Genomic DNA, 12,532 nt, shown 5'->3' on the forward strand with positions numbered 1-12,532 from the left:
GGAAACAGCGAGTAACGCGCGTGAGTCTTCGTTTATGCAGGCGCACTGTCTTGAGAGCAGTACTTATATGGCCTGGATTGCGCCCTTCAGCGCCGGGTTGGCGGCAGCGGGACGCCTATAGTCGTGAGGAGGGCACGGGAAGTCAATTGGATGTGTTACCGCATTGTTACGCGTGGGGTGTTACCCCTGTTACTGATGCGATTCAGCAATGTGAGCGGTATTTATGAACACGCTGGAGATCAAATGTGGGAGCTGGCTTGCCTGCGATACAGGCACCTCGGTCTTTCAGTGGGGCCAAGGTGATGCCATCGCAGGCAAGCCAGCTCCCACATGGGCCGCGTCAGGCCGTGGGAAGGCGTTCCAGGCCCACAAACGGGCAAGCTGTCAGCAGGTCGCTGAGGCGTTGGCCATCAGGCAATTGGAGGTTCTCGGGCGCCAGCTCGGCCAGCGGATACAGCACAAAAGCCCGCACATGCATCTGGTAATGCGGCACCTTGAGGCGCGGCTCGTCGATCAAGCGATCGCCAAACAGCAGGATATCCAGGTCGAGCGTGCGCGGGCCCCAACGCTCAAGACGTTCGCGGCCCTGGTCGTTCTCGATGGCTTGTAGGGCATCCAGCAGTTCAAGCGGCGCAAGGCTGCTGTCGAGGGCGGCAACCGCGTTGGTGTAGCGCGGTTGGCCCGGGAGCAGGGAGTCACTTTGATAAAACGCGGAGACGCCGGCGACGCTAGTGCCGGGCAATTGCGCCAGTGCTTCGATGGCGCTGCGCAGTTGTTGGTCTGGGGCAGCCAGGTTGCTGCCCATACCGATGTAGATGCGTTCCACGTTTATTCGCCCGAGGCGTCGGCCGCGCTACGTTTGCGCTTGCTACCGCTGCGACGACGCTTTTTCGGGGCTTCGCCATCGCCTTTGCTGCCGAGGTCGCGAATCATGTCACGGCGTTCGCTGTCGTTGGCGTCCTGATAGTCAGTCCACCATTCGCCGAGGCCGTCGGTCTGCTCGCCGGCGCTTTCGCGCAGCAGCAGGAAGTCGTAACCGGCGCGGAAGCGTGGGTTGTCGAGCAACAGATCGGCACGTTTGCCGCTGCGGCGCGGCAGGCGCTCTTGCATGTCCCAGATCTCGCGGATCGGCATGGTGAAGCGTTTTGGAATGGCGATGCGCTGGCACTGTTCGGCGATCAGCTCGTGAGCCGCTTCCTGCATGGCAGGGATCGGCGGCATGCCGCGGTCTTGCAGGCGCAGTACGCGTTTTGGCAAGGCCGGCCACAACAGCGCCGCAAACAGGAACGCCGGGGTGACCGGTTTGTTCTGTTTGATGCGCAGATCGGTGTTGATCAACGCCTCGCTGATCAGCGTGTGAGTGTAGGTCGGGTTTTGCTCCAGTGCCTCGGCGCTAGCCGGGAACAGTGGATCGAAGAGCTGCAGGTCGACCAGCATTTCGAAGGTGTCGGCGGCGTAGCCCGACAGGAACAGCTTGAGCACTTCTTCGAACAGACGTGCCGAGGGGATTTCCCGCAGCATCGGTGCCAGTTCGCGAATCGGCGCGGCGGTGTGCTTCTCGATGCCGAAGTTCAGCTTGGCGGCGAAACGTACGGCCCGCAGCATACGCACCGGGTCTTCCTGGTAACGCTTGACCGGGTCGCCGATCAGTCGGATCAGGTTATTGCGAATGTCGTGTACGCCATTGGCGTAATCGAGGATGCGCTCGCTGACCGGGTCGTAATACAGCGCGTTGATGGTGAAGTCGCGGCGCTGCGCGTCTTCTTCCAGGGTGCCGTAAACGTTGTCGCGCAGAATGCGCCCGCTTTCGTTGCTGGAGGACTGGTTGGTGTCTTCCTCGCCATCGGTTTGCGAGTGACCTGCGCGGAAGGTCGCGACCTCGATGATTTCGCGGCCAAAATGGATGTGCACCAACTTGAAACGGCGACCGATGATCCGCGCATTGCGGAACTCGGCGCGCACCTGTTCAGGCGTGGCGCTGGTGGCGACGTCGAAATCCTTGGGCGTGATATTGAGCAGCATGTCACGCACGCAGCCACCCACCAGGTAGGCCTGGTAGCCGGCGTTCTGCAAACGTTCGACGATATTCACCGCATAACGGCTGAACTGAGCCCGTTGCAGCGAATGCTGGCTGCTGTTGAGCACTTCAGGCGTGCTGCGTTTGTGTTGCGTACGACGCAAGGGAGAACGGAATGACTGGAACAACTTCTTCAGCATGGGATGCACTGTTTGAAGGAATGTTCGGCCATAACGAAGAATGACCGCATGATGGGCGGGGATTCTAGCATTTAGTCAGGGGATGGTGTAGGAACAAGCTACAGGCATTGCGCCATAAGCCTTGGAAGGTCAAATCCCGGAAACTACAAGGGGAGCCGAAGCTCCCCCAGAAGTAGTTGCGTGCTCTATTTTTATTATGGTTTCGGGCTTTTTGTTTTTGTTGATCGCCCTCGCCATGAAGCTTCACCTTCATGACACTCCCAATCGGGAGCCAAGAGCAAACGGATTGCTTTGGTCGCTGTGTTGCTGATCTACGATCCAACCAGTTCAGGCTCTGCCTTAGGGCAGTTTTTGTTGTTCTCGGCCTGGTTGCGGGGCAAGCCCCAAATGCAACGCCTCTCCAAAAGAATCAGTTAGCTGCGCCTCCGCCGTGTTGTTTTTGTTATGCGTGAGTCGATTCGTCTTATTTTTATTGTCTTGTACAAAGCTTGTTATTGTTTTTGTACTAAGCATATAGCAGGGTGCGTGCCAACTTTTGTGCCGGCCAATGAATACAGGGGTTTGAGGCGTTTTCGGGTTTTTGACGGACCAAAAAAAGCCGGGGCTTCGTTACCGTAAGCCCCGGCTTTTGTTACGCAAAAAATCAGCGGTAACAGTTTTTTCACATCTGAGGGTGTTACCTGTGGGGGCACACCCTCAGCTTTCGCTGGCCACCCCAGTCTTGCGCCGAGGGATGCCCAGGCGCTGGCGCCGTTCCCACAGGCACTTGCGGCTCACGCCCAGTTTGCGTGCCAGTTCGGTCTCGGTCATATGGTCCTGATGCTCCAGGACAAAATGCTGGAAGTAGTCTTCCAGTGACAAGTCTTCCGTTGGCTCGTGGCTGGTATTGCTACCACCGCCCTGTTGCGGAGCCAGGCCGATGAAGTCGTCATCTTCCAGATCGCTCAGCTCAATATCGATGCCCAACAGCTCGGCGGAAATCTCCGGGCTCTCCGACAGGATGACCGCGCGCTCCACCGCGTTCTCCAGTTCGCGCACGTTACCTGGCCACGAGTAATGCCGAATCGCCTGCTCGGCATCCGGGGCAAACTTGAGGTCGGTACGGTTGATGCGCGCGCTCTGGCGCAGCAGGAACGCACTGGCGATTTCGTTGACGTCAGCGCCACGCTCGCGAAGGGCCGGCAGCTTTAGGGCGATCACGTGCAGGCGGTAGTACAAGTCTTCCCGGAACTGGCCGATCTTGGCCAGGCTCTTCAAGTCACGGTGGGTCGCCGCGATCAGGCGCACATCGACCTTCTGCGATTGCACCGAACCCACGCGACGAATCTCGCCTTCCTGCAGCACACGCAGCAAGCGCGCTTGAGCTTCCAGTGGCAGCTCACCGATTTCATCGAGGAACAGCGTGCCGCCGTCTGCCGCTTCTACCAGGCCCGCACGCCCAGCGCTGGCGCCGGTAAATGCGCCTTTCTCGTGGCCGAACAGTTCGGACTCGATCAAGGATTCAGGGATGGCTGCGCAGTTCACCGAAATCATCGGCGCCTTGGCACGCTTGGACAAGTTGTGCAGGGCGCGGGCCACCAGCTCTTTGCCGGTGCCCGACTCGCCCTGGATCAATACATTGGAGTCGGTGGGCGCCACTTTGCGGATCTTGCTGTACAGGTCCTGCATCGGTGGGCAGGAGCCGATAATGCCAATCTCGCCGTTACTGTTATCGACGCCCGGCTTGTCGGCGGTCTTGCCGGCAGGGCGTTGCTCGGCAGGCGCAGTGCTGGCCGACTGACGGTCACGCAGGATGCGCGCCACGGCCTGGAGCATTTCGTCATGGTCGAAGGGCTTGGCGATGTAGTCCACCGCGCCCATCTTCATGGAGTCTACCGCCGAGCGCAGGCTGGCGTAGCTGGTCATGATCAGCACCGGGGTGCCTTGGCCCAGCTTGATCAGCTCGGTACCGGGCGCGCCCGGCAGGCGCAGGTCGCTGACAATCAGGTCGAACGTGGGAATGCTGAAACGCTCTTGGGCTTCCTGCACCGAGCCGGCTTCGCTGACCTGGTACTGATTACGTTCAAGCAGGCGACGCAAGGCAGAGCGGATAATGGTTTCGTCTTCGACGATCAAAATGTGCGGCATTGATTCAATTCTCTCGACGGTCTCAGTTCACAGCGGACGTCGCTTCGACATGACGCGGCAAGGTCACCCGAATACGGGTGCCGCGTTGGCTTTCGGTGTCAGCCGGGCTGTCGATGGTGATTTGTCCATAATGCTCTTCAACGATGGAATAGACCAGTGCAAGGCCCAGACCGGTACCTTCACCAGGGTCCTTGGTGGTGAAGAAGGGTTCGAACAATCGGTCCATGATGTTCTGTGGAATGCCGCTGCCTTCGTCTTCGACGATCAGGTCGACCGTGTGCTCGAAAGCCTCGGTCTTGACGCGTACTGCGCCACCCGGCGGGGTTGCGTCACGGGAGTTTGACAGCAGGTTGATCAAGACTTGGGCCAGGCGTTGTGAGTCGCCGTCAACCCAATGATCCGGATCGCACAAATTGAAGAACTGTACTTCGAAATTGCGCCGGTTCAAGGCCAGCAGTCCAATTGCATCCTGCGCCACTTCGGCCAGGCACACCGCTTCGTCCTGATTCTGATGGGCGCCCGCGTGGGCGAAGCTCATCAGCGACTGCACGATGCGCGAGACGCGTTTGGTCTGTTCGAGGATCTGCCCGCTGATCTCGGTGATTTCGCCGTCTTCTTCGCGCTCTTCCCGCAGGTTCTGCGCAAGGCACGCGATACCGGTGATCGGATTGCCAATCTCGTGGGCAACGCCAGCCGCCAGGCGACCAATGCTGGCCAGGCGCTCGGAGTGCACCAGCTTGTCTTCGAGCATCTGGGTTTCGGTCAAGTCTTCTACCAACAACACCAGGCCGCTGTTACCAGGGGCGAGGGGTTCGTCGATGGCGGCTTTGTGCAGGTTGAGCCAGCGCGTCTGGCCATCGAGGGCCAGGTGCTGTTTGTGCAAGTGCTCATCGGGCAGGTTGATAAAGCCTTGCAGCAGTTCTTTCCAAGGCTCGCCCAGGGTGTTCAGGCGTGAGCCCACCACCCGTTGCGCGGCGATGCCGGTGAGTTCTTCCATGGCCTTGTTCCACATCAGGATCTCTTGATCCTTGGCCAGGGAGCAGACGCCCATCGGCAGCTCCTGAAGCGTCTGGCGGTGGTAGCGGCGCAGGGCATCGAGCTCGGCGGCAAGGCCGGTGAGGCGTGAGTGGTAGTCCTCCAGCCGGCTTTCGATGAAGTGGATGTCTTCGGTCACATAGTTTTCGCCGCCGGCCTTGTAGGGCAGGAAGGTTTCAACCATGTCCTGGGACACGCTGGGGCCCATCAGCCCGGACAGGTTGGCTTCGATACGATCGCGCAGGCGGCGCAGCGCATACGGGCGACGCTCGTCAAACGGCAGATAGAGGTCGCGCAGCGCCTGCTCGACTTCTTTCTGCGCGGCCTTGGCACCGAGAGGCTTGGCCAGTTGGGTGGCGAACTCCTGGGGTGAAGCAGCATGCAGTTCGCGGCGTTGAGGGCGGCGTACGTTGTCTACCGCGCAGGCCTCAGCGGCGCTGGTTTCTTCGGGGCTGGCGTTGGTGAACAGTGAAATCAGGGTGAACATCAGTACGTTGGCCGCCAGCGACGCAATAGCCGCCATGTGCCAACTGGTGTCGTCCAGCACGTAGATCATGTTCAGCAGCGGGATGTAGAAGCCTTGCAGGTTGCCGACCAGCGGCAGCAGCATGGTAACGATCCACACCAGGATGCCCGCCAGCAGCCCGGCGATAAAGCCCCGGCGATTGGCCGTCGGCCAGTACAGCACCGACAACACACCCGGTAGAAATTGCAGGGTTGCGACGAATGCAACGATGCCCAGGTTGGCGAGATCCTGCCCGGCGCCCAGCAGTAGGTAGAACCCGTAACCTGCCATGATGATCGCGACGATCAATGCGCGGCGCGTCCATTTCAGCCAGCGGTAGATATTGCCCTCGGCAGGCGGCTGGTACAGCGGCAGCACCAAGTGGTTGAGCGCCATCCCCGAGAGGGCCAGGGTGGTGACGATGATCAACCCGCTGGCCGCCGATAGCCCGCCAACATAGGCCAACAGTGCCAGTGCCGGGCTATTGGCGGCAATGCCGATGCCGAGGGTGAAGTACTCGGGGTTGGTGGTAGCACCCAGTTTCAGGCCTGCCCACAAGATCAACGGCACTGCCAGGCTCATCAGCAGCAGAAACAGCGGCAAGCCCCAGCTGGCGCTGACCAATGAGCGCGGGTTGAGGTTCTCGGTGAAGGTCATGTGATACATGTGCGGCATCACAATGGCCGAGGCAAAGAACACCAAAAGCAGCGTGCGCCACGGGCCTTCCTGCAGCGGCGTATGCAGCGCGGCGAGGGCTGTCTGGTTTTGCAGCAGCCACAATTCCAGCTGTTGCGGGCCGTCAAACACGCCGTAGAGCGCATAAAGGCCCACGCCGCCGATGGCGATCAGCTTGATCACCGACTCGAAGGCAATCGCGAACACCAGGCCTTCGTGTTTCTCGCGGGTGGCGATATGGCGCGAGCCGAAGAAGATGGTGAACAGGGAGATCAGCCCGCAAAAAGCCAGGGCAACCCGATGCTGCACCGGTTCGCGGGTGAGAATACTGATGGAGTCAGCCACCGCCTGAATCTGCAAGGCCAGCAACGGCAGTACGCCGATCAGCATGAACACGGTGGTCAGTGCACCGGCCCAGGTACTGCGAAAGCGGAAGGCAAACAGGTCGGCCAGGGACGACAGCTGATAGGTGCGGGTGATTTTCAGGATCGGGTACAGCAGCACCGGTGCCAGCAAGAACGCGCCAGAGACCCCAAGGTAACTGGAAAGAAAGCCGTAACCGTACTGATAGGCCAGGCCAACGGTGCCGTAAAACGCCCAGGCACTGGCGTACACGCCAAGGGACAAGGTGTAGGTCAACGGATGGCGAATGATCGCCCGCGGAATCATTCCGCGCTCACTGATCCAGGCCACCCCGAACAACGCGGCCAGGTAGGCGGCGCTGATCAGCAGCATCTGGGTGAGGCTAAAGCTCATCGGCATCTTTTTGGCTCTGCAGGATGAAAGTCACGACGATCAGGATCAGCCACAGCAGATAGGGGCGATACCAGGCGCCCGTGGCGTCGATCCACCAATCCATGATGGCGGGAGAAAACAGGTAGATCCCGACGACCAGCAATAGGACCAATCGATAGATGTACATGTTGGCCTCTGATTGAAAAACTGCGGCGATGGTAACGGATGGCTGGCCGGCTGCAAGCGCCTTCAGCTCAATTGCGCTTCTTGCAGCGTGAGCGTGCGCGCAATCAGTGACGCATCCCAGTGTGCGATGCCCCAATCCAGCAGTTCCCGTGGGCTGGCGTGCAGCAGTTCGCTGCCGGGTTGCTGGCCGAGGGCGCGCAAGGCTCTTAACAGCAAAGGCGTGGCCTGGTCAGGTGTCAACGGCGGGGAGCGGTAGGATTTGCCCAATTTGTTACCGTCCGGCTGGATGATCAACGGCACGTGTAGATAGCGCGGTTGGCGCAGGCCCAGCAGTTCTTGCAGGTAAAGCTGGCGTGGTGTGGAGTCCAGCAGGTCGGCGCCGCGCACGATATCGGTCACACCTTGCCACGCATCGTCGAGGACCACAGCGAGTTGATAGGCGTAAAGGCCATCGCGGCGACGGATGATGAAATCACCCACTTCACGGCCCAAGTGCTGTCGGAATTCGCCCTGTACGCGGTCAGTAAAGTGGTACGCCAATTCCGGCACGCGTAAACGGATCGCTGCATCTTGCTGCTCATGACCGGCATTGCGGCACAAGCCTGGGTAAATCCCGTTGTAGGGTTCCAGTTGTTTGCGTGAGCAAGTGCAGGCGTAAGCCAGGCCATGGTTGAACATATCGTTCAGTACTTTGGCATAGGCATCATGCCGCTCGCTTTGTCGGACCAATTCCCCGTCCCATTCAAAGCCGTAGCTTTCCAGGGCGTGCAGGATCGCTGCCTGAGCACCGGGTTCTTCACGCGGGGGGTCGAGGTCTTCCATACGCAGCAGCCAGCGGCCATGGTTGGCGCGGGCATCAAGGTAGGAGGCGAGGGCGGCGACCAGGGAGCCAAAATGCAAGTGGCCGCTGGGCGTGGGGGCGAAACGCCCGATATAGGTAGAGGCTGTCATGGGCCGGATACTACTGGAAAATCGGTAAACGCCAGAAACAAAAATGGGGCGTTGGTACGCCCCATTCGTTCAGCTCGGAAGGATTACTTGCCGACCTGTTTTTCCTTGATTTCAGCCAAGGTCTTGCAGTCTACGCAGAGGTCCGCGGTGGGGCGGGCTTCCAGGCGACGGATACCGATCTCGACGCCGCAGGATTCGCACCAGCCGTATTCTTCGTCTTCGATCAGTTGCAGTGTCTTGTCGATTTTCTTGATCAGCTTGCGCTCGCGATCACGGGCGCGCAGTTCGAGGGCGAATTCCTCTTCCTGGCTGGCACGGTCTGCCGGGTCCGGGAAGTTGGCTGCTTCGTCCTTCATGTGGTCAACCGTGCGGTCGACTTCCTGCATCAAGTCCTGCTTCCACTGCTTCAGGATTTTGGAGAAGTGCTCGCGCATGGGCTTGCCCATGTATTCCTCACCCTTGGACTCAACGTAGGGTTGGAAACCGCTGATGCTCTGTTGCTTTGCTTGGGTGGACATGAATAGACCGCCTCTCACTCTTCTAATCCATTGCGCAGGATTGCAACGTCACCGACACCTGCCGGCCCTGCGGCTGCAAGCGGGCGAACTTACCAGATAGATTCGGGGTGCGCCACTCCCGGTTGTCGAGCCCGTCGCGGCCGGGTCGCAAACTGCGATAGCCCGTCGTAGCTGGGTATGCCTCGTTTCGAATATTGATTTTAGTCGTTTTGCTGGCGCTTGCCCGAACCGCACAGGCGGCCGGGCAGGCAATAGAACATGTTTTAACGCGCGGGTTCGGTAGAATCCTGATTTTGTCCTCACGGTTAAGGAAGGCTAATGGCTCAGCCCTACAGTGCGCGCAGTCGCGCCATCGAACCTTTTCATGTCATGGCGTTGCTGGCGCGTGCCAATGAGCTGCAGGCCGCCGGCCATGATGTGATCCATCTGGAGATCGGCGAGCCGGATTTCACCACGGCTGAGCCGATCATCCAGGCCGGCCAGGCGGCGCTGGCCAATGGCAAGACGCGTTACACCGCAGCCCGCGGCCTGCCTGAGTTGCGGGAGGCAATCAGTGGCTTCTATCAGCAGCGCTACGGGCTGAACGTTGACCCCGAGCGCATCCTGATCACGCCGGGCGGTTCCGGTGCTTTGTTGCTGGCTAGTAGTCTGCTGGTGGACCCAGGCAAGCACTGGCTGCTGGCCGATCCGGGTTACCCGTGCAACCGGCATTTCCTGCGATTGGTAGAGGGCGCGGCGCAATTGGTGCCCGTGGGTCCTGACGTGCGTTACCAATTGACTGCCGATCTGGTGGCCAAACATTGGAACGAAGACAGCGTCGGTGCGCTGGTGGCGTCGCCGGCCAACCCGACCGGTACGATTCTCACGCGCGACGAATTGGCCGGGCTCTCGAGCGCAATCAAGGCGCGCAACGGTCATCTGGTGGTGGACGAGATCTATCACGGCCTCACCTACGGCACCGATGCCGCCAGCGTGCTGGAAGTGGACGATGACGCTTTCGTGCTGAATAGTTTTTCGAAGTATTTCGGCATGACCGGCTGGCGCCTGGGTTGGCTGGTAGCGCCGCCGGCAGCAGTGGGCGAATTGGAGAAGCTGGCGCAAAACCTTTATATCAGCGCGCCTAGCATGGCCCAGTACGCCGCGCTGGCGTGTTTTACCCCGCAGACCCTGAGCATTCTGGAAGAGCGTCGCACTGAGTTCGGCCGCCGACGTGACTTCCTGCTACCGGCGTTGCGTGAGCTAGGCTTCGGTATCGCCGTCGAACCGGAAGGCGCGTTTTATTTGTATGCCGATATCAGCAAGTTCGGCGGTGATGCCTTCGCGTTCTGCCGACACTTCCTGGAAACCGAGCATGTCGCGTTTACGCCAGGGTTGGATTTTGGCCGCTATCAAGCGGGCCACCATGTGCGCTTTGCCTACACGCAAAATCTTGATCGGCTACAGGAGGCGGTGGAACGCATCGCTCGTGGCCTGCGGAGCTGGCAAGGCTGATGCGCTTTAATCCTCCCCTTGAAGAAGGTCGCTTGATTCGTCGTTACAAGCGTTTTCTCACCGATATCGAAACCGTTACTGGCGAGTTGCTCACCATTCACTGCCCGAACACCGGCTCGATGCTCAATTGCATGGTGGAAGGTGGGCAGGTCTGGTTCAGTCGTTCCAATGACCCCAAGCGCAAGCTGCCCGGTACCTGGGAAATTGCCGAAACGCCTCAAGGCCGCCTGGCGTGTGTGAATACGGCGCGGGCCAATCAGCTGGTCGAGGAGGCATTGCATGCTGGCGTGATCGCCGAACTCAATGGTTTTACGGCCTTGAAGCGCGAAGTGCCGTACGGCCAGGAAAACAGCCGCATCGACTTCCGATTGGACTACCCCGACGGTGCGGCCTATGTCGAAGTCAAAAGTGTGACCCTGGGCTTTGACGGTTCCACGGTGGCGGCCTTCCCCGATGCGGTGACCCAGCGCGGCGCCAAGCACCTGCGCGAGCTTGCCCATCTGGCGCGTGATGGCGTGCGCGCGGTGCAGCTGTATTGCGTCAATCTCTCGGGAGTCGAGGCCGTGCGCCCGGCGGTAGAGATAGATGCCGGTTACGCGGCTGCATTGCGTGAGGCCAAGGCGGCCGGGGTGGAGGTGCTGGCGTATGGCGTGCGGGTCACGTCCCAGGAGATCTACGTGGATCGTCGCTTGGACGTACTTCTGGACTAGATTTTCACCCACAGGCCTTGGGCGTCTTCACGGCCGCGCAGGGCCTTGAGGCTCTGGCCGGCGCATGGCCCGGCAATGCACTCGCCGCTTTCAATCAGGAACAGCGCGCCGTGGGTGGCGCATTTAATCAGGCTCGCGCTTGAATCAAGGAATTGGTTGGGCTGCCACTCCAGCGCAACGCCCCGATGGGGGCAGCGGTTGATATAGAAGTAGGCAACGCCATCCCGGCGCACAGCCAATAATTTGCAACCATCGATTTCGAAACCGAGGCTGCTGTCTGGCGCAAGGCTGTCGGAGGGGCAGAGAAACTTCATTTCAATCCTTAAGTGCCTTGACGTTCAAATGCAAACAATTATCAAATGCCGGCTTCGCCCGTCGGCTGACTGGGCGCTCAATACGATGCCCGGCGGGTGCAATCTGTCACATCGATGAGTGCTTGAGTGGCCCTGCCCTTGGAAGGAAACCCTGTTATGCGCCTGAGTGCCAGCGCTATTGCGCTAGTTGCCTTACTGCTGGTCAACCCTGTGACACACGCCGCTGAACTGCCACAACGCTGGGTCAGTGCCGGTGGGGCGCTGTCGGAATGGGTAGTGGCCTTGGGCGGTGAGTCGAAGTTGGTGGGGGTGGACACCACCAGTCAGCACCCGAAGTCTCTCAAGGCGTTGCCGAGCCTGGGTTACCAGCGGCAGTTGTCGGCTGAAGGCATCCTGAGTTTGCGCCCGCAGGTACTCGTGGGCACTGAAGAGATGGGGCCACCGCCCGTGTTGGCGCAGATTCGCAGTGCAGGTGTGCAGGTGGAGATGTTCTCGGCACAACCCGATCTGCCAGCCTTGAAAGGCAACCTGCAACACCTGGGCAAGCTGCTCGGCAATGAAACCAAGGCTGACGCATTGTTTGGCGAGTATGAGCAGGCTCTCGACCAGCAGAAGCGCTGGGTTGTGAAGGCCCAGGCCGCGCAAAAGGCGCCGGGCGTGCTGGTGCTGATCGGGCATGCGGGCGGTAAATCGCTGATCGCCGGCAAGGACACGGCCGCCGACTGGGTGTTGCAGCAGGCTGGCGGGCATAACCTGGCGAACCACACGGGTTACAAACCGTTTTCGCTGGAGTCGTTGGCGGGGTTGAGCCCTGATGTGCTGGTGTTTGCCGATCGCGCGCTCACCGGTGATGCGGCACGCGCAGCGTTATTCAAGGAAAACCCGATCCTGGCCTCAACACCGGCGGCCAAAAGTGGCCGGGTTTTTGAGCTGGACCCGACCTTGCTGGTGGGGGGCTTGGGGCCGCGCTTGCCGCAAAGCCTTGTAAAACTCTCTACCGCTTTCTACCCATCCCAGGCTAAACCTGCCCAATGACCACTTTGGTTAAGCCCCGCACGTTGTTTATCG

At 60.0% G+C, this 12,532-nt stretch carries 11 protein-coding genes; 3 read left to right on the forward strand and 8 right to left on the reverse strand.

Annotation, left to right across the window (positions count from 1 at the left end; all coding sequences use genetic code 11):
- Window positions 1–340 precede the first annotated feature (340 nt).
- From folK to dksA, 7 genes are all read right to left on the reverse strand, one after another.
- Entirely contained in the window at window positions 341–826 is a 486-nt protein-coding gene (gene folK / locus ICY20_RS23725; RefSeq protein ID WP_194938721.1) for a 2-amino-4-hydroxy-6-hydroxymethyldihydropteridine diphosphokinase, read from the reverse strand.
- Window positions 827–828: 2 nt separating this feature from the next.
- Window positions 829–2,217 (reverse strand): polynucleotide adenylyltransferase PcnB, encoded by a 1,389-nt coding sequence (locus ICY20_RS23730; RefSeq protein ID WP_122486210.1) that lies wholly within the window; start codon window positions 2,215–2,217, stop codon window positions 829–831.
- 696 nt (window positions 2,218–2,913) lie between these two features.
- The gene (locus ICY20_RS23735) at window positions 2,914–4,344 is read right to left on the reverse strand and encodes a sigma-54-dependent transcriptional regulator (protein WP_194938722.1); all 1,431 of its coding nucleotides are present in this window, start codon (window positions 4,342–4,344) and stop codon (window positions 2,914–2,916) included.
- Between the two features lie 22 nt (window positions 4,345–4,366).
- Window positions 4,367–7,321, reverse strand: a complete 2,955-nt coding sequence (locus tag ICY20_RS23740; protein ID WP_194938723.1) for a sensor histidine kinase — start codon at window positions 7,319–7,321, stop codon at window positions 4,367–4,369.
- A complete protein-coding gene (locus tag ICY20_RS23745) occupies window positions 7,305–7,481 on the reverse strand; it encodes a hypothetical protein (RefSeq protein ID WP_003176118.1) in 177 nt (58 codons plus the stop codon). The genes ICY20_RS23740 and ICY20_RS23745 overlap by 17 nt, the downstream gene beginning before the upstream one ends.
- Window positions 7,482–7,543: 62 nt before the next feature.
- Window positions 7,544–8,431, reverse strand: coding sequence for a tRNA glutamyl-Q(34) synthetase GluQRS (gene gluQRS, locus ICY20_RS23750; protein WP_159963101.1), 888 nt, complete (start codon window positions 8,429–8,431; stop codon window positions 7,544–7,546).
- An 83-nt stretch (window positions 8,432–8,514) separates the two neighbouring features.
- Complete coding sequence (dksA, locus tag ICY20_RS23755; protein ID WP_005791430.1) at window positions 8,515–8,949, reverse strand: RNA polymerase-binding protein DksA; 435 nt, start codon at window positions 8,947–8,949, stop codon at window positions 8,515–8,517.
- 318 nt (window positions 8,950–9,267) lie between these two features.
- On the opposite strand from dksA, the gene ICY20_RS23760 reads away from it, so the two are divergent.
- A complete protein-coding gene (locus tag ICY20_RS23760; RefSeq protein WP_159963100.1) occupies window positions 9,268–10,440 on the forward strand; it encodes a pyridoxal phosphate-dependent aminotransferase in 1,173 nt (390 codons plus the stop codon).
- Window positions 10,440–11,150, forward strand: a complete 711-nt coding sequence (gene sfsA / locus ICY20_RS23765; RefSeq protein WP_194938724.1) for a DNA/RNA nuclease SfsA — start codon at window positions 10,440–10,442, stop codon at window positions 11,148–11,150. Before ICY20_RS23760 ends, sfsA begins: the two co-directional genes overlap by 1 nt.
- On the opposite strand, the gene ICY20_RS23770 is transcribed toward sfsA, so the two are convergent.
- Window positions 11,147–11,464 (reverse strand): Rieske (2Fe-2S) protein, encoded by a 318-nt coding sequence (locus ICY20_RS23770; RefSeq protein WP_194938725.1) that lies wholly within the window; start codon window positions 11,462–11,464, stop codon window positions 11,147–11,149. The genes sfsA and ICY20_RS23770 overlap by 4 nt on opposite strands.
- Before the next feature lie 156 nt (window positions 11,465–11,620).
- Here ICY20_RS23770 and ICY20_RS23775 point away from each other — a divergent pair, with 156 nt between their 5' ends.
- On the forward strand, window positions 11,621–12,499 hold the full coding sequence (locus ICY20_RS23775; protein ID WP_194938726.1) for a heme/hemin ABC transporter substrate-binding protein: 879 nt from the start codon (window positions 11,621–11,623) through the stop codon (window positions 12,497–12,499).
- Window positions 12,500–12,532 lie beyond the last annotated feature (33 nt).

The organism is Pseudomonas pisciculturae (assembly GCF_015461805.1).
GTDB lineage: Bacteria > Pseudomonadota > Gammaproteobacteria > Pseudomonadales > Pseudomonadaceae > Aquipseudomonas > Aquipseudomonas pisciculturae.

What these genes read in the sequence shown, in the direction of transcription:
- ICY20_RS23740 (WP_194938723.1), bottom strand. Translation starts at nt 7,321, where the DNA reads ATGCCGATGAGCTTTAGCCTCACCCAGATGCTGCTGATCAGCGCCGCC.
- ICY20_RS23735 (WP_194938722.1), bottom strand. Translation starts at nt 4,344, where the DNA reads ATGCCGCACATTTTGATCGTCGAAGACGAAACCATTATCCGCTCTGCC.
- sfsA (WP_194938724.1), top strand. Translation starts at nt 10,440, where the DNA reads ATGCGCTTTAATCCTCCCCTTGAAGAAGGTCGCTTGATTCGTCGTTAC.
- ICY20_RS23760 (WP_159963100.1), top strand. Translation starts at nt 9,268, where the DNA reads ATGGCTCAGCCCTACAGTGCGCGCAGTCGCGCCATCGAACCTTTTCAT.
- ICY20_RS23775 (WP_194938726.1), top strand. Translation starts at nt 11,621, where the DNA reads ATGCGCCTGAGTGCCAGCGCTATTGCGCTAGTTGCCTTACTGCTGGTC.
- ICY20_RS23730 (WP_122486210.1), bottom strand. Translation starts at nt 2,217, where the DNA reads ATGCTGAAGAAGTTGTTCCAGTCATTCCGTTCTCCCTTGCGTCGTACG.
- dksA (WP_005791430.1), bottom strand. Translation starts at nt 8,949, where the DNA reads ATGTCCACCCAAGCAAAGCAACAGAGCATCAGCGGTTTCCAACCCTAC.
- ICY20_RS23770 (WP_194938725.1), bottom strand. Translation starts at nt 11,464, where the DNA reads ATGAAGTTTCTCTGCCCCTCCGACAGCCTTGCGCCAGACAGCAGCCTC.
- gluQRS (WP_159963101.1), bottom strand. Translation starts at nt 8,431, where the DNA reads ATGACAGCCTCTACCTATATCGGGCGTTTCGCCCCCACGCCCAGCGGC.
- ICY20_RS23745 (WP_003176118.1), bottom strand. Translation starts at nt 7,481, where the DNA reads ATGTACATCTATCGATTGGTCCTATTGCTGGTCGTCGGGATCTACCTG.